At 63.3% G+C, this 15,387-nt stretch carries 12 protein-coding genes and 1 pseudogene; 5 read left to right on the top strand and 8 right to left on the bottom strand.

The genetic code is table 11. The annotated features are described in order from the left end of the window. The first annotated feature begins 274 nt into the window (after nucleotides 1-274). Nucleotides 275-2,410 (top strand): annotated as a pseudogene (locus DBZ45_RS10995) (amylo-alpha-1,6-glucosidase). A 249-nt stretch (nucleotides 2,411-2,659) separates the two neighbouring features. Here the strand turns inward: DBZ45_RS10995 and DBZ45_RS10990 are convergent. Further along, nucleotides 2,660-4,012, bottom strand: a complete 1,353-nt coding sequence (locus DBZ45_RS10990) for an MFS transporter (RefSeq protein WP_111903935.1) — start codon at nucleotides 4,010-4,012, stop codon at nucleotides 2,660-2,662. A 357-nt stretch (nucleotides 4,013-4,369) separates the two neighbouring features. On the opposite strand from DBZ45_RS10990, the gene DBZ45_RS10985 reads away from it, so the two are divergent. The 4 genes from DBZ45_RS10985 to DBZ45_RS10970 all read left to right on the top strand — a co-directional run bounded on the left by DBZ45_RS10985 (nucleotide 4,370) and on the right by DBZ45_RS10970 (nucleotide 7,599). Further along, complete coding sequence (locus DBZ45_RS10985; RefSeq protein ID WP_111903934.1) at nucleotides 4,370-4,846, top strand: MaoC/PaaZ C-terminal domain-containing protein; 477 nt, start codon at nucleotides 4,370-4,372, stop codon at nucleotides 4,844-4,846. 39 nt (nucleotides 4,847-4,885) lie between these two features. Next, nucleotides 4,886-6,085 carry an acyl-CoA dehydrogenase family protein gene (locus tag DBZ45_RS10980; protein ID WP_111903933.1) on the top strand — a complete coding sequence of 400 codons (1,200 nt, stop codon included), beginning with the start codon at nucleotides 4,886-4,888 and terminating at the stop codon, nucleotides 6,083-6,085. A gap of 59 nt (nucleotides 6,086-6,144) precedes the next feature. After that, complete coding sequence (locus DBZ45_RS10975) at nucleotides 6,145-6,507, top strand: EthD domain-containing protein (RefSeq protein WP_111903932.1); 363 nt, start codon at nucleotides 6,145-6,147, stop codon at nucleotides 6,505-6,507. Nucleotides 6,508-7,314: 807 nt separating this feature from the next. Continuing rightward, a complete protein-coding gene (locus tag DBZ45_RS10970; protein ID WP_111903931.1) occupies nucleotides 7,315-7,599 on the top strand; it encodes a hypothetical protein in 285 nt (94 codons plus the stop codon). A 34-nt stretch (nucleotides 7,600-7,633) separates the two neighbouring features. Here DBZ45_RS10970 and DBZ45_RS10965 read toward each other — a convergent pair whose 3' ends face one another. The 7 genes from DBZ45_RS10965 to DBZ45_RS10935 all read right to left on the bottom strand — a co-directional run bounded on the left by DBZ45_RS10965 (nucleotide 7,634) and on the right by DBZ45_RS10935 (nucleotide 15,383). Continuing rightward, complete coding sequence (locus DBZ45_RS10965) at nucleotides 7,634-9,025, bottom strand: class I adenylate-forming enzyme family protein (protein WP_111903930.1); 1,392 nt, start codon at nucleotides 9,023-9,025, stop codon at nucleotides 7,634-7,636. Nucleotides 9,026-9,109: 84 nt separating this feature from the next. Further along, nucleotides 9,110-9,589: a MaoC family dehydratase gene (locus DBZ45_RS10960; protein ID WP_111903929.1), complete on the bottom strand. Its 480-nt coding sequence runs from the start codon at nucleotides 9,587-9,589 to the stop codon at nucleotides 9,110-9,112. A gap of 32 nt (nucleotides 9,590-9,621) precedes the next feature. Next, nucleotides 9,622-10,491: an HpcH/HpaI aldolase/citrate lyase family protein gene (locus DBZ45_RS10955; protein WP_111903928.1), complete on the bottom strand. Its 870-nt coding sequence runs from the start codon at nucleotides 10,489-10,491 to the stop codon at nucleotides 9,622-9,624. After that, nucleotides 10,491-12,254, bottom strand: coding sequence for an acetyl/propionyl/methylcrotonyl-CoA carboxylase subunit alpha (locus tag DBZ45_RS10950; RefSeq protein ID WP_111903927.1), 1,764 nt, complete (start codon nucleotides 12,252-12,254; stop codon nucleotides 10,491-10,493). The genes DBZ45_RS10955 and DBZ45_RS10950 overlap by 1 nt, the downstream gene beginning before the upstream one ends. 41 nt (nucleotides 12,255-12,295) lie before the next feature. Beyond that, a complete protein-coding gene (locus tag DBZ45_RS10945) occupies nucleotides 12,296-13,117 on the bottom strand; it encodes a fumarylacetoacetate hydrolase family protein (RefSeq protein ID WP_111903986.1) in 822 nt (273 codons plus the stop codon). Further along, the gene (locus tag DBZ45_RS10940) at nucleotides 13,114-14,649 is read right to left on the bottom strand and encodes a class I adenylate-forming enzyme family protein (protein ID WP_111903926.1); all 1,536 of its coding nucleotides are present in this window, start codon (nucleotides 14,647-14,649) and stop codon (nucleotides 13,114-13,116) included. The genes DBZ45_RS10945 and DBZ45_RS10940 overlap by 4 nt, the downstream gene beginning before the upstream one ends. Nucleotides 14,650-14,759: 110 nt before the next feature. Further along, nucleotides 14,760-15,383: a TetR/AcrR family transcriptional regulator gene (locus DBZ45_RS10935; protein ID WP_111903925.1), complete on the bottom strand. Its 624-nt coding sequence runs from the start codon at nucleotides 15,381-15,383 to the stop codon at nucleotides 14,760-14,762. Between the last annotated feature and the right edge of the window lie 4 nt (nucleotides 15,384-15,387).

Genomic DNA, 15,387 nt, shown 5'->3' with positions numbered 1-15,387 from the left:
CTAGGGTTGAAAGGATCAGCTGAGTACGGCTTGATACGTAGAGTGCCGGTAGAAGTGAATGTTTCCTTTGATGCAATATCGCACTCCTCCATCGAGTTCCGCCGACTGCAAGTAATTCCGGGTTGGGTTGCGGTCGTCGAGGGCTCGTCCAGCGGCCTATGGCATCATCAGGCACACAGGGGTAGCGTCGATTGGAGCAGGTGGCCGGACCGGGGTGCGTACAGTGCTGGGCCGGGTCTCCTGGCGGTGAGGTCAGCCCTTTGAAGGAGCCCGGATGGCTGGATGGAACGCTGACACCGCTGCCGGGCCGTTGGGGCCCGGCTCGGTCACCCTGGTGGAGGGCTCTTCCTTCTGCATCTCCTCGGCGAACGGCGACATTCATCCGGAATACCCGCACGGGGTTTTTTATGAGGACACCCGTATCCTGTCCGGCTGGCATCTGACCGTTAATGGTGCCCCGTTGGAGCCGCTGGCGGCTAAAACCAAGGAACCGTACCGGGGCCTGTTTGCCGGCCGCGTTCCCCGTCCGGACGGGCACGCGGACAGCCCGCTGATTGTTGTACGCCTCCGCGAGGTCGGCGGCGGAATCGTGGAGCAGATAACGGTCAGAAACTACGCGCCGGCCGGGCCGAATGTGTGGTCCGCCTCAGGGTTGAAGCGGATTTCGCTGACCTCTTTGAGGTGAAGGAGGCGCGCATCCAACGGCGCTGGAATGAGTCCCGGCAGGCGGAAGGCGACGCGCTGACCATCAGGGCCGCCTGGCAGGACATTCGGAAAGGTGTCGTCGTGTCCGCCAGTGGCGCCGACGCCTCGCCTGAGGCTCTGACCTACCGCACGGTAGTGCCGCCGCACGGACAATGGAGCGCAACCATACGAGCGGTGCCGACCGCCATTCAGTCCCATCCGTTGTCACCCTTTATCCGTGCCAGGGGAGTATCGCCGCGGGACCTTCGTCGGCAGGAGTGGGTGTCGAAGATCCCGTTGCTGCGGATGGGCAACCGCTCCATCGAGCGGACGCTTCGGCGCAGCTATGACGACCTGGGCGCCCTTCGGATCGAGGACCCCGCCCATCCGGACCGGATCGTGGTAGCCGCCGGCGCGCCGTGGTTCATGGCGCTTTTCGGGCGGGACTCCCTATGGGCATCCCTCATGGCGTTGCCGGTGGACCCGTCACTGGCCTTTGGCACCATCCAGACGCTGGCCGATCGCCAGGGCAGTGCCGTCGATGAGATGAGCGAGGAGGAACCCGGGAAGATCCTCCACGAGGTCAGGCTCGATGTCTCCAGCGGTCTTGCCCTGGGCGGCAAGTCTGCCTACTACGGCAGCGTCGACGCCACGCCGTTGTTCGTCGCGTTGTTCGGGGAAGTGAGCCGCTGGGGATTCGCCCCGGAAACCATCTCAGCGCTGCTGCCGCACGTTGACCGGGCGCTGGCCTGGATCCGGGACTACGGAGACAAGGACGGCGACGGATTCGTCGAGTACCAGCGTCTGAACGACCAAGGGCTGATCAACCAGGGTTGGAAGGACTCCTGGGACGGCATCAACTTTGCTGACGGCACCCTGGCCGAGCCGCCCATTGCACTCTGCGAAGTGCAGGCCTACGTCTACAGTGCGTATCTTGCCCGCTTCTGGATAGCCTATGACGCCGGTGACATGGCCTTGGCGGCTGAATACCGGGAACGTGGGGCGACGTTGAAGAGGCAGTTCAACGAACGGTTCTGGTTGCCTGAGCACGGCTATTACGCCGTCGCCCTCGACGGAAAGAAGCGGCCTGTCGATGCGTGCGCGTCCAACATGGGCCAATGCCTGTTGTTTGGCATCATCGACCAGGACAAGGCCCCGCTGGTGGCGGAGCGACTCATGTCCCCGGAGATGTTCAGCGGGTGGGGCGTCCGAACCTTGGCGAGTGACATGGGCGCTTACAATCCCGCAAGTTACCACAACGGATCGGTGTGGCCCCACGACAACGCAATCATCGCGGCCGGTCTCCTGCGCTACGGCTTCGTGGAGCAGGCGCAGCGGATCTCCACTGCCTTGTTTGAAGCGGCCGAATATTCGGAAGGGAGGCTGCCGGAATTGTTCTGTGGATTCAGCCGGGACCAATTCGACGAACCGCTTCCCTATCCCACGGCGTGCTCGCCGCAGGCCTGCGCCGCCACTACCCCTATCCAGCTTGTGAAGGGCCTAATGGGATATTACGCCGACGTGGCCCGCGGCGGCCTCTGGATGGATCCGGTGCTCCCCGAATCTTACGGCGACCTGCACATCACCAAACGGCAGGATCACTATCGATATCTCCGGTACTACCGCGACCGTCCAAGGCCTGCCCAAGGGTATGTTGTTCCACCATGGAAAGCGACCGTGGGCGGCCGATCTTGTCGAACAAGCCAAATTGCTCGGGAAGGCCTAACCGCGGTTACCCGCTCCGCTGCAGGGCATGGACTTGCGTGCAGGCATGGACTAGGAAGAGGAGCCTCGGTGCCCGTCATCTAAAAGCGATGCCCGCCACAGAACCTTCAGGCGTATCCCCGAAGATTCCCTCAGCGTGCCTCATTAAATCGCCGAGGATCAGGCAACACTGCGGGCCGCGCCATATGGGCGCGGCCCGAAGTGTTGCTAACGAGGGTGCCGGAGGTGAAAGTTTCGATCCCCGTTTATGTCAGTGTTCCCCGTGAAGCGACTGCTTGTAGCGTTCCGGCAGCGTCAGGACGGCAATGACAGAGATGACCACCAGTCCGAGCCCGATGCAGGTCAAGGCTAGGATGCCGTTGCTGGTGTGCTGGAAGATCCAGGCGGCAACGAACGGGATCGGCGCCCCAAAGAACAGGCCGGCCAGGGTCATGCCCAGCGCCGAGCCCGTGTAGCGCATGGACGTAGGGAGCGCTTCGGAGAAGAAGGCGGCCTGGGTGCCAGCCGTGACCTGGATACCGCACAGCGCCAGTGTGATGATCGCGACGCTTGCCGGGTAATTCATGGAATTCATGATGGGGAACATGGTGGCCGCCGCGAGACCCTGCATGGTCAGGCCGAGCAGCATTGTCTTCTTGCGGCCGATGCTGTCACTGAGCCGGCCTCCAAGAAGCGCAGCAGGAATGGAGATGAGGTTTGCCATGAGCAGGAGCCCGAAAGTGATCGAGTTGTCGTAGCCGAGCTCCTTGGTCAGGTAATTCACGGCATAGGTGACGCTGATCCAGAACAACCCCGCGGACGCGGCCCAGGACAGCACCAGCTTGATGACGGTTCCGGGCTTCTTCGCAATCACTGCCAGGGCGCGTTCCTGGGGAACCGCGGATTCGGCAGCCTTCTTCTGGCTTTCCTTGAAGGCAGGGGTTTCTTCGACCCGCCGGCGGATGAACACACCTACAACGAGCAGTAGCACACCCATCAGGAAGGGGACCCTCCATCCCCACGAGGAAAAGTCTTCCTTGGAGAGAAACATAGCCAGCCCCGTAAGGGTGACCGACGCGAAGGTCTGGGCAAGGGGCGAGCCTGTAGCCAGGATTCCTCCGTACAGGCCTCGATGGGCTGAGGGGGCGTGCTCGACGACAAGCACCTGAACGCCCGAGGCCTCCCCGCCGAGGGCGAAGCCCTGCAGGAAGCGCAGCAGGACAAGAAGCATCGGGGCAATGATCCCCGCCACGGCGTAATTCGGAAGCAGACCGATCAGCACCGAGGAAACGCCCATGAGCATGAGGGTGAACATGAGGACGTTTCGTCGGCCAATCTTGTCACCGAGCGCCCCGAAGAAGATTCCGCCGAGGGGGCGGGCGACCATGCCAGCTCCAAAGGTGGCGAAAGAGGCCAGAATTGCCGTATTCGTGTCAAAGCTGGGGAAGAAGAGCTGGGGGAACAGGGTCGCCGACAGCGTGCCGTACACGGCAAAGTCGAACCACTCCAGCGCGGTGCCGAACGTGCCACTCGCGACCGCCCGTCGCGAGGTCCGCGGATCAAACGCTGGGGCCCCGGGCACATCCGGCGCCGAAGCTTGGACGGGATTAGTCAATTCCGACATTGGAACTCATTCCTTAGTTAATTGAAGAGTAGGGGAGATCGGCGTCTCCCGCGACGCTCGCGGTTCGGGTCGGTTGCTGCGGACCTTCGGTGCGCTCCCCTCCCCCGTAGTGCTCGATAACGGTGAGGAAAGAAACAAGCGTTCGTACGGAGTTTAGGGTGTGATGCGTGTCGCACGCAAGAGGCGCCTAATCCATCGCCCCGGGAACGGGGTTGGGCGGGCTGCGCCTGGGTGCCGAAGGGGGAGTTCACCAAATCCCTAGTCGTACGAACGCCCGTTAGTCTATGCTTGCCTGAGAGGCTTCGGCTGAAAGGCAGCCGATGCTGTGGAGAATCACGGTCCCCCAAAGGAGAACAGATGAGCGAGCAGGTCCAGGAGAAGCTGGTCAAGGGACGCCCGGACCATTTCTGGGACGCCCTTGAGACAGGTGACCGGCTGCAAAGCCCGGGTATCACCGTCACCGAGGCGCACCTGGTGCAGTGGGCCGGACTCACCGGCGACTGGGTGTCCCTCCACTTGGATGAGGAGTACGCGGCGCAGACTCCATTTGGCCAGAGGATCGGCCACGGGCCGCTCACACTGTCAGTTGGGCTGGGATTGATGACCCAGACCGGATACTTCAGCAACGTCATCGCCTGGCTTGGGCTGGATGCTGTCCGCGCGGTAAAGCCGGTCTTCATTGGGGACACGATTCATGTGGAGGCAACTGTCAGCCAGGCCCGGGAAACCAGCAAAGCCGGTGCCGGGCTGTGGACCATCGACTACACAGTCGTAAAGCAGGATGGCAGCACGGTGATGACGTTCTCCAGCAGCTTCCTGATTAAGCGCCGCTAGACAACACGAAGTCTGTATACCAAGCAAGGAGCTTCTCCCATGAGCATCACCGCGGACAGTGAGCCTATTGTCAACGCCTCAGCCGGAGGCCGCCGCGAGGACCCTGACGGGTTACGGACACGGCTCGTTCAGCTTCTGGACGAACACGTCACGGAAGAACGCCTGACGGCCCATGACGAAGGTGAGACGTACGACATCGAAATTTTCCGTACGCTGGCGAAAGCCGGTTTCGTCCAGCTGGAGTCAGGGATCGGCGGGGCCAAAGCCAGCCACCGCAGCCAGACCGTGGTACTGGAAGAACTCGGCGCCCGCGCCACCTCCATGGGGGTCAGCTTCGTGGTCCAGTACATGGGTGTCGAACTGCTGCATTCCTTCGGCAGCCGCGACCAGCAGGAAAGATTCCTCGCCCCGCTTTTCGCTGGCGACGCCAAAATGTCCTTTGCCTTGAGTGAACCGGCCGGCGGGACGGATGTGGCACGGGCCATGATGACCAGGGCCGTCCGGCAGCCCGACGGGTCCTTCCTGATCAATGGGCCCAAGAAGTGGATCGGCGGCGCCTCCGACGCGGATTACCTCATCGTCCTGGCGCGCACAAGTGAGATTCAGCGGTCATCGATCGATGGAATCACCATGTTCATCGTTCCCCGGGCCACGTCCGGCATCGCAACGATGCCTATTGACACGATGGGCATCCGGGCGCTGGAACAGTGCGATATCGAATTCACCGACGTACGCGTTCCCGCAGATTTGGTACTCGGCGAAGTGGACAAAGGCTTCCGCCACGTCCTGGGCACGCTCAACGGCGAACGGTTGAACGGCGCAGCCGTCGCACTGGGAATCGCGCGGGGCGCTCTTGACTACGCGGTCGACTACGTGAAGGAAAGGCACGCCTTCGGCCGGCCGATCGGTGCCTTCCAGGCCCTGCAGCACAAGCTCGTCGACTGCAGCGTCAAAGTCGAGAGCGCGCGGCTGTTGTTGGAGAAGGCAGCCACCACTTCAGATCGGCATGCCGGGGCTGACGAAACCCTTTCGGCCATGGCGAAACTGGCCGCAGCCGACGCCGCAACCACTGCCACCGACGTCGGGATGCGGGCAATGGGCGGTTGGGGTTTCCTGCGGCAACTGCCCATGCAGCGCTACTTCCGGGACGCCCGGCTTTACACGTTCGCCCCACTCACGGACGACATGATCCGCAACTACATCGGCGAGCAGCACTTGGGGCTTCCACGCTCTTACTAGGCCCAGAGCCGTCCTGCCCTGCAACGCGACAGCCAGCCAACACTCCAGGAGAAAGACCCATGCCCTACTTGAGGCAGTTGACACTGCTCCAGCGCAAGCCCGGAATTTCGCGCGGCGAATTCCAGCGTTATTGGAGTGAAGTGCATGCCCCGATGGTGCGCCAGCTTCCGCACATCATCTCCTACACACAGCACCACGTGACGGCCTCAGGCGCGCGGGAAAACTACCCTGCGCCGGACGTCGAAGTCGACGGGATTGTGGAGTTCGTTTTTGAGGACGCCGATGGAGCCGGCAAGGCGTTCTCAGGAGAGCTGGGCAAGCACGTACTCGTAGACGCGGAAAACTTCATTTCAGCCATGGTGGTTCTGACCGTGACCAGCATTGCGGTCATCGCCCGGGATGGTGAGGCAACTTCGGCCTAGAACCACACCTTGGCTCATCCCCCAGATGGAGATTGCACTCCCCTGCTATCCGTAGCTGGCGTCCTGAGCCACGCCTGACGGCCAAACCAATCCGCGCATTAATTTCACGAGGCTGCGGCATGCGGCCTGCGCCGCCGGCGTTATGGTCGGCAACCGTATAGCCACATCCGTAGCACGGAGCACCTGCTCCTGCGGATCATGGGATGGATCACGATGATCGCTGACCTGCTGGACAGTGCACGAACGGCGCTTTAAGGCGACGGTGATGCGCTGGACATGCTCGAGGCGCCACCGGACCCACCCCTGCGATTCCACTGTGAATGCGCCCGGGAAGTGTTCGTCGGCGACGTCATCGCCCGCGCATCGCGTGCCTTCTTGTGTCCCTGGCCGGCCCCACTGCCTCGTGCTTCAAAACCCGGAGGGCATATGAAACCTGGACGGGATCGTCCCGTCTACTCCAAAACTGGCGCGGGTCGACCCAACGTCCCCGGCGCGGCACCCTGGGTCGACCGGCGTTACCCGGGCGCCAAAACCGCCGAACCGCGACCTTAGGGATCCGGGTCAGGCGTTCTGGCCGCTGGCCTGGGATTACTTTCGACGTGCCCTAAGTCAGCCGTGCCGAGCAGCGTGAATGGTGCGTCGAGCCGGAAAACCGTGACGGTCTTGTGCCCAGACCCAATTGGATCCTTACTTGATGAAGGGGTCCCAGCCACATCTGGAGCAGTCGGCATTTTTCCTGCAGGCGGCGGCTTTTCGTTTCCAGGCCACGTGGCGAGCGGTCCCTGCAGCGCACGATTGGAGGAATTAATGTTCGCCAGAGTCAGCACCTATCGTCCCGGGCCCGAGAGTACCGGGGCGCCCACGGACGAGACCATCAACCGGGTGCTTGAAATGCCCGGTTGCAAAGGCATCTATTATTTGTACAGCCAAGACAACACGTCCCTGTCCATCACCCTGTGGGACGACAAAAATGCCCTTGACGGAAGCCAACAGGCGGCCGAGCGGATCCGGACGGAGACAAGCGCCGAGCAGCATATGCAGATTCTGAGCGTGGAGGAGTTTGAAGTGCTGACCAGGGAACTCAGGGACTGACCGCCCCGCTCACCTGTTCAGTGTGACCGTTCCTCTAATGCAGGCGGCGGAGCCGTGAATCGTTGCTGCGGATCCATTCAAGAAGCATTCGCCGGTTGAGCTTTCCTCTGTCGGTCAGGGGCAGCTCGGTGAGGGAGTAATAGTGGAGAGGCCTCTTGTCCCTGGCCAAGAGCGCCTGCAGGCCCGCGTTGAGCGCGGCTGCGGTGAGCCCTCCACAGGAGGGAATGATTCCGGCAACGACACGCTGTCCGCGCAGGTCATCGTGAAACCCGACAGCCACGGCAGCGTCAACGCCAGGGATGGACGACAGGGCGAGCTCGACCTCATGCGGGTAGACGTTCCTGCCTGCCGTGTTGATCATGTCCGAGCTCCGGCCGAGAATGTGGAGGACCCCGTCGAGAAGGTATCCCTGATCACCAACCGTGGAGCCACCGTTCAGGCGCCGGAGGGCTTTCCCGTCGTCGCCCCAAAGGTAGCCTTGGCAGATCATGGGGCTCTTGACTCTGATGTTTCCCACGCATCCCTCCGGCTGGGGCTCCCCATGGTCATCGACGATCCGCACTTCGACGCCGGGAAAGGGCCGCCCAATGGCCGTGCCCGCGGCGTCCAGCGGTTCGCCTGCTTCCAGGCCCCGGCCGGCCACGAAGCTGAGTTCTGCGGCGCCGTAATACTCGAAGATGGTGGCGTTGGGTGCCCAGCGCCTGGCGGCTTCCAAGGTGCGGGCGTCGAGCTTGGACCCGGCACAGATGATGGTTCTGATGGCGGAGGCGTCCACCGATGCCATGAGTCCCCGTTCGCTGAGGAGCCGAAGCATCGTGGGGACGAGGACCAGCCTCGTGATGCCGTCGTGGGCGATGACGGCGTGGGCATCGCCGACGTCGAAGGTGCGCAGGGTGTGGAATTCCGTGCCGGCGTAGAGGCATTCGGAAAGTGTGTAGAGGTTCAGGCTCGCCGAGAGCGGGCCCGGCGCCAATGTTTTGTCCTCCGGCCGGAGGCCGAAGAATTCGATTGAGGCGTCAAAGGAGGCCTGCCACGACCGGCGGGAGCGCGTGAAGGCCTTTGGTGTTGATGTCGTGCCGGCGGTGAAGCCGATGAGGAAGGGCTCGTCCGGGTCGCCGTCTTCCAGCGCCGTCCCGGTGGCGCGGGACGGGGAGGGCAGCATGCGGGCCACTTCTTCCTGGGCCTGTGGCGTCCAGGCGGGATCGAGCACAGCGATTTGCCGCCCCTTGGCTACCCCGGCGCAGTACAGCGCTGCGAATTGGGCTGAGTTGGGTTCGGACAGGATGTAGGTTTCCGAAGTGGAAGGGACGAGCTCTTCTGCTGCCCCGCGGAGTTCCGCCCAGCTGAGTCCGCGGCCGCCGACGGCGACGGCTGTGCCGTCGGGGCGGAGGTCGGCCCATCTCTGGAGTCTGTTCAGGAAGGGCACTGCTTTGGTCCTGCTTCCGGCTGGGACGGAGCGGGCCGGCCGCATCTCTGCCGGCCGGCCCGCACACGTTCGGGAGTAAACGAGCTAGGCGCTGGCGGTAGCCTCTGCCTCCGCGCTCTGCTGGCGCTTCATCAGCGCGGTGCGGCGGACCACGCAGACCACGTCGCCGTGCTGGTTGTAGCCGCGGTGTTCGATGCCGACGATCCCTGTCTCGGGCCGCGAATTGGACACGCGCTTGTCCAGTGCTTCGGTTTCCACGCGCAGGGTGTCGCCGAAGAAGACGGGCTTGGGGAATTCGATGTCCCGGAATCCGAGGTTGCCCAGGGTGGTCCCGAGCGTGGTGTCCTGGACGGGGATCCCGGTGACAAGGCCCAGGGTGAAGATGCTGTTGACGATCTGCTTGCCGTACATGCTCTTAGCCGAGAATTCGGCGTCGAGGTGCAGGGGCTGGACGTTCATGGTCAATGCCGTGATCAGCAGGTTGTCCGTCTCAGTGACGGTCCGGGTGACTTCGTGGCGGATCACTTCGCCTACCTGGAAGTCCTCGTAATACATTCCGGCCATGGTGTGTCTCCTGTGGTGTGGGGTTTGCGTTATTAGTTGCTGCCGGCGAAGGCGAGAGCCTGGCGGGCGTGGTTTGCGTGGGCGAGGTCGATGTGATCTCCACGGTAGGAGACGGCACCATGCCCTTGGCGTTGACCTTCTTCGAAAGCCTCAACGAGCCCCTCGTAGTAGGTGCGCATGGCCGACGATAAGCCGTAGGACTCGTTGGCCACCGGGGCGTGGGTGGGATGGATCAGCACCTGGCCGGTGTAGCCCAGCCCATTGTTGGCTGTCGCAAAGCGGCGAAGCCCGTCAATGTTGCTGACCTCCTGCCAGAGGCCGAGAACAATGCTGCGCAGCCCTGCCGCCCGTGCTGCAAGGACAACTTTGCTGCGCAGGTACAGCGTTTCGGTACCTTCCGCTGTCCAGCTGAAGCCGACTTCGCGGGAGACGTCGGCATCCTTGGCGGCCGCCGCCATGACGCCGCCCACTCGGGGACCGGCCAGGATTTCGTCAACCTTGCTGATCGATGCAGCGGTTTCCAGCGACGGGATGAGTTCCACCGATCCCCTGGATAGCCCGTAGGCGATTTCGGCGGCGGTGACCAGGGCGTCGAAGCGCACCACGTCATCGCGTGAGAAGAGCTTGGGGAGCAGGAAACCCGTCAGGTTCCCGTGCGTGGTTTCAGCGATGTCGGATCCGAAATGGATGGTGTCCAGGGCATTGGGGCGGATAAGGATGCCCTTGTCACCCGAGTGGGTGTCGAGGGCTTCACGGGCGTTGGTCCGCGCCAGCGCCTTGTCCGGTTCGGGGACAGAGTCCTCCAGGTCGATGATGATCGCGTCAGCCTCTGAGGCCAGGGCCTTGTCGATCCAGCTTCGCTTGTGGCCGGGGACGAAGAGGAGTGAGCGGTAGGGCTTCATCAGTTGGCCCCTTCCAGGACGAGTTGGGTCAGCAGGGTTCCGGCTGCCATCGAGTCGCCCACGACGGCATGGACCGGGCCGACGATTCCGGCAGCCGGCGCCTGAATGGGGTTCTCCATCTTCATCGCTTCCAGGACAAAGAGGACGTCTCCCGTTGCGACGGCCTGGCCTTCCTCGACGTTGATCTTGATGATGGTCCCCTGCATCGGTGCCTTGATGCTTCCGTCGGTGGCCTTGCCCTTGCCCCGGGCACGGTTGCTTCGCGGCCGTTGGCCGCCCGCTGTGACATCCTCCACGGGCGGAGCCCAGCCTGGTCCGCCGTTGTTTGCTGCGCCGGGGCGGTCTGAGAACTGCGGAATGATGTAGAAGCGTCCGCCGACTTCCACTTCATTGCGCGCCAGCGGCTCGTCCTCGGGTTCTTCCGAGAAGTCGACGGTCTCTTCGAGCCACCGGGTGGTGAATCGCGCCGCCTGGAAGTCCTCGTGGCGCACCACCTTGAGGGAGGCCGGGACGGTGGTGGGAACGCCGCGGACCACCAGCTTCTCGAGGCCGTCCTCGAGCCTGGCCAGTGCCGTTTCACGATCGGGTCCATAGGCAATGAGCTTGCCGATGAGGCTGTCGTAGTACGGCAGGACCTCGTCGCCGCTCTGGTAGCCGGCGTCGAAGCGAAGACCTTCCCCTTCGGGGGGCGTGAGCTCCTCAATGAGCCCGGGTGCGGGCAGGAACCGCCCTCCTGCGACGTCTTCGGCGTTAATGCGCGCTTCGACAGCCGCACCCTGCGGGGTGAGCCGGTCCCGGATGCTCAGTTCTTCACCGGCTGCCACACGGATCTGCTCGGCGATGAGGTCCACGCCGTGCACCATCTCGGTGACGGGGTGTTCCACCTGGATGCGGGTGTTCATTTCGAGGAAGTAGAAGTTTTCGCCTTCCACCAGGAATTCCACGGTCCCGGCGCCGGCGTAGCCGACGTGCTGGGCGAGCCGGACTGCCGCGTCGCCCATGACTGCACGGAGCTCCGGGGACAGGCCCGGGGCGGGCGACTCTTCGATGAGTTTTTGGTGGCGGCGCTGGACGGAGCAGTCCCTGTCCCCGACGTAGACGGTGTTGCCCAGTGTGTCGGCGAAGACCTGCACCTCAACGTGCCGTGCGCTGGTGAGATACCGCTCCAGGTAGACCTCGCCGTTGCCAAATGCGGCCGTCGCTTCGCGGACCGCTGCGGCGACGGCGTCCTCTGCCTGTTCCTCGGACTCGACCAGTCGCATGCCACGGCCGCCGCCGCCGGCCGATGCCTTCACGAGGATCGGGTACCCGTGCCGGGAGCCGAAGTCGATAACGTCTCCGGCACCCCGGATGGCGTTCTTTGAGCCGGGGGCGAGCGGCACCTCGGCCGCAATGGCAACAGCCCTGGCAGCGACCTTCTCGCCCATGGTCGAAATCGCCTCCGGACTTGGCCCGATGAAGGCCAGCCCAGCATCCACTACAGCCTTCGCGAAGGCTGCGTTCTCAGAAAGGAACCCATACCCGGGGTGGATGGCCTCTGCGCCGGTCTCAAGGGCAGCTGCAATGATGCCCTCGATGTTCAGGTAGTTTTCGCTTGCCGGGCCAGCGCCCAAATTCACGGCTCGATCGGCTTCGCGGACGTGCAGGGATGCCGAATCAGCCTCGGAATGAACCGCTACTGACTTGATTCCGAGGGATCGGCAGCTCCGAATGACACGGACAGCGATTTCGCCGCGGTTGGCGATCAGGATTTTGCTAAACATGGTCGTTCCTTGTCATGAGTATGAAGTCGGCAGCGTCGGGATCAGCGGACGACGCAGTGGTTGGCGGTGGCACCGAGCGTGTTGATGCCCGTTTCGAGCACGGACCCCGGCTCGAGGAATTCCTTGGGACTGCGACCGTCCCCCACCCCACCGGGGGTTCCGGTGAGGATGACGTCTCCGGGGCGCAGGGTGGTGATTGACGAGATGTACCGGATGAGAGCCACGGGACCGAAAACCAGTTCCGAGGTGCGTGAATGCTGTTTGGTATTGCCATCCACGGCGCAGCTGATGTCCAGATCCGGCTCGTGGCCCGTCTCGTCGACTGTGACCAGATAGGGGCCCAGCGGAGTTGTCCGGTCAAAAGTCTTGCCCTGGAGCCATTCCGGTGTGCGCCTCTGGTAATCGCGTGCCGAGACGTCATTGGCCACGGCGAACCCGGCAATGGCGTTGCGCGCCTGGGTTTCGTCGGCGCGGCTGACCGCGGAGCCGATGATGACCGCAAGCTCACCTTCCCAGTCGACACTGGCGGAGCCCGGGGGAAGAACAATGTCGTCGCGGGCTCCGACCAGGGAATCGGCGAACTTGGCGAAAAGGGTCGGGTATTCGGGCAGTTCCCTGCCCATCTCCAGGATGTGGTCCCGGTAATTCAGCCCAACACAGATGATCTTGCCCGGGTTTGGGACTACGGGCGCGAAATCCGCTTCCTCAGTACTGACGGGTGCTCCGGCGACGTGGCCTGACCACTCCGGGGACCCGGCCTGCAGCCAGGCTCCCACATCGGCGAAGTCCAGGGGGACCAGTTTGCCGCCGTCGATGACCGCAGCACGTGTTCCGTTTCCGGTGCGGATCGTTGCCAATTTCATGCGTTCCACCCCAGGTTCACTTTCAGCTGGCTCTTGACCAGCTTTCCTGCAGCGGACCGGGGAAGTTCTTCGGGACGCATGAACACCATTTTCTTCGGGATCTTGTAGCCGGCGAGGTGCTGGCGGAGGAACCCGGACAGCTCGGTTGCGTCGGTCTGGACGCCGTTTCGGAGCACGACGACGGCCCGGACTTCCTCGTCCCATTTGGGATCCGGCACACCCACCACTACGGCTTCCAGAACAGAGGGATGAAGGTGCAGAACCTGCTCAATCTCGGCGGAGTACACATTCTCGCCGCCGGTCTTGATCATTTCCTTAAGCCGGTCGCGGAAGTAAAAGTAGCCTCGGTCATCGCGTATGGCGAGATCGCCGGTGTGCAGCCAGCCGTCCCTGAGGGCCTCGGCCGTTGCCTCCGGACGCCCGTAGTATCCGGTCATCAGACCCGGGCCCCGCACACAGATTTCCCCGAGTTCTCCGGCCGGGACTTCCCGCCCATCCGGATCCTGCAACTGGGCTTCGACCAGGAGGTATTCGGTGCCGATGGATCCGTCCACCTCGGGGTCGAGCATGTCAGAGGGCTTGAGCCGGGTGACCATAGGCCCTGCCTCGGTCAGCCCGTACCGGAAGTAGAGTTCGGCCCCCGGAAGCATCCCGGTGAACAGTTCCTTGTCCGGCATCCGGAGGAGGCCGGCTCCGGTGTGGACGCTCTTGAGGTTTTTCCGGATCGCCGGATCCTGCAGCACGCCGCCGTCCATCAGGCGGCGCATCATATTGGGGATCATGAACGTATTGGTGATGGCTTCCCGGCCGACCAGGTCAACGACGGACTCGTCGCTGAACTTCTCGGCAATGACGCTGGTGGCTCCGGCGATGAAATGCGGAACGAGCCAGCACAGCAGGGCCGCTGAATGGAAGAGGGGGGTGACGATCAGACCCCGCTCGTTCTCCCGGCTGCCGACCCCGCAGTCGTACATCTCGTTGATCGCGTTCGCCAGTGCTGATCTGTGCGACAGGACGACGCCCTTCGGAACCCCGGTGCTTCCGCCGGTGTAGATAATGCACAACGGCGATTCGGGGGTGGCCACATCATCTAATGGCCCTGTCCCCCGGCGAAGGGAGTCGGTTTCGCTGCCTTGGCGGATAATCAGCGGCACCTCCCCTGCGTTTTCGGCGAGGATCTCCAGGGCCTGCTCCAGAAGCGGAAGGTGAGCGTCTTCCACGAGAATGACTTTTGCCTCGGTCTCCCGAATGCCAGCGGCGAGCTCGGCCGGGGCCCACCGCCAGTTGTACGCAATGTAAACCCCGCCGGCAGCAGCGATGCCGAAGAATGCTTCCGCGTTGAACACCGAGTTGCCGGCCAGGACGCCGACGCCGGCCCCTGCCTGGACTCCGGAATCGCGCAGTCCCCTGGCCAGTTGCCAAGCCCTCTCCGCGGCCTCCCCAAACGTGACTCTGCCATCGGTACCGACGAACGCTTCCCTCGCAGGGTTGCGTCGACTGTTCAGGCGAATCCAGTCTCCAATAGTTCGCATCGTTGCCTCTCTGGAACGAATTTCAGCTGTCTGCAGTGACCCTATAGGCAACTACTCCAATACGAACAAGCGTACGTCCGAAAGCCGCTGTGCGCAACGCTGCGTGACAATTACACCCCCGGGCGGTCCCGGCCGACTCTAGTGTCGGCGTCGATGACATTAAGCTCCCGAAGGGCCAGCTTGGTGTAGACGGCCACGATCTCGTCCAGGTCCATGCGTCCCCCCGGTTTGAACCAGCTGGCGATGTGGGTGGCCTGCGCGACAAGGCTGTAAACGTGGATTTTGGCGTCGACGACCTCGGCGAGTCCTGCCCGGCCGGCGTCCTCGATCAGGCCCTGGAGGAGCAATTCGTATTCCTGGCGCTTTTCGATCACGACCTCGCGGGCGGAGTCGGAGAGGGAGCGCAGTTCGGTGTTGCCGATGAACACTTCCCGGGCGCGCTGCGCGTGGAAGGTGAGGTGGGCGGCCAGCGCCGCCTGGAGCTTGGTGACGGCATCTCCCGGGACCAGACTGGCGCCGCGGGTGGCGTCCACGAGGTCATCGATGATCCTCCCCATGATCTGCAGCAGCAGGTGCTCCTTGCTGTCTATGTGGTTATAGAGGCTTCCCACTTTCAGTCCGGACGCAGCCGCGATCTGGCGCAGGCTCGTCGCGTCATAACCCCGGTCAAAAAACAGCTGGGCCGCCTCCGCCCGGATCACGTCCGCGCTGTGTCGCTCGCTCAATACAGTCACCGGG

This window comes from Arthrobacter globiformis (genome assembly GCF_003261175.1).
Taxonomy (GTDB): domain Bacteria; phylum Actinomycetota; class Actinomycetes; order Actinomycetales; family Micrococcaceae; genus Arthrobacter; species Arthrobacter globiformis_A.
The sequence above is the reverse complement of the archived record's forward strand: the minus strand, read 5'-3'. Positions and strand labels throughout refer to the sequence as shown.

Coding starts and splice junctions, on each gene's coding strand:
- DBZ45_RS10990 (WP_111903935.1), bottom strand. CDS start 4,012: ATGTCGGAATTGACTAATCCCGTCCAAGCTTCGGCGCCGGATGTGCCC.
- DBZ45_RS10985 (WP_111903934.1), top strand. CDS start 4,370: ATGAGCGAGCAGGTCCAGGAGAAGCTGGTCAAGGGACGCCCGGACCAT.
- DBZ45_RS10980 (WP_111903933.1), top strand. CDS start 4,886: ATGAGCATCACCGCGGACAGTGAGCCTATTGTCAACGCCTCAGCCGGA.
- DBZ45_RS10975 (WP_111903932.1), top strand. CDS start 6,145: ATGCCCTACTTGAGGCAGTTGACACTGCTCCAGCGCAAGCCCGGAATT.
- DBZ45_RS10970 (WP_111903931.1), top strand. CDS start 7,315: ATGTTCGCCAGAGTCAGCACCTATCGTCCCGGGCCCGAGAGTACCGGG.
- DBZ45_RS10960 (WP_111903929.1), bottom strand. CDS start 9,589: ATGGCCGGAATGTATTACGAGGACTTCCAGGTAGGCGAAGTGATCCGC.
- DBZ45_RS10955 (WP_111903928.1), bottom strand. CDS start 10,491: ATGAAGCCCTACCGCTCACTCCTCTTCGTCCCCGGCCACAAGCGAAGC.
- DBZ45_RS10950 (WP_111903927.1), bottom strand. CDS start 12,254: ATGTTTAGCAAAATCCTGATCGCCAACCGCGGCGAAATCGCTGTCCGT.
- DBZ45_RS10945 (WP_111903986.1), bottom strand. CDS start 13,117: ATGAAATTGGCAACGATCCGCACCGGAAACGGAACACGTGCTGCGGTC.
- DBZ45_RS10940 (WP_111903926.1), bottom strand. CDS start 14,649: ATGCGAACTATTGGAGACTGGATTCGCCTGAACAGTCGACGCAACCCT.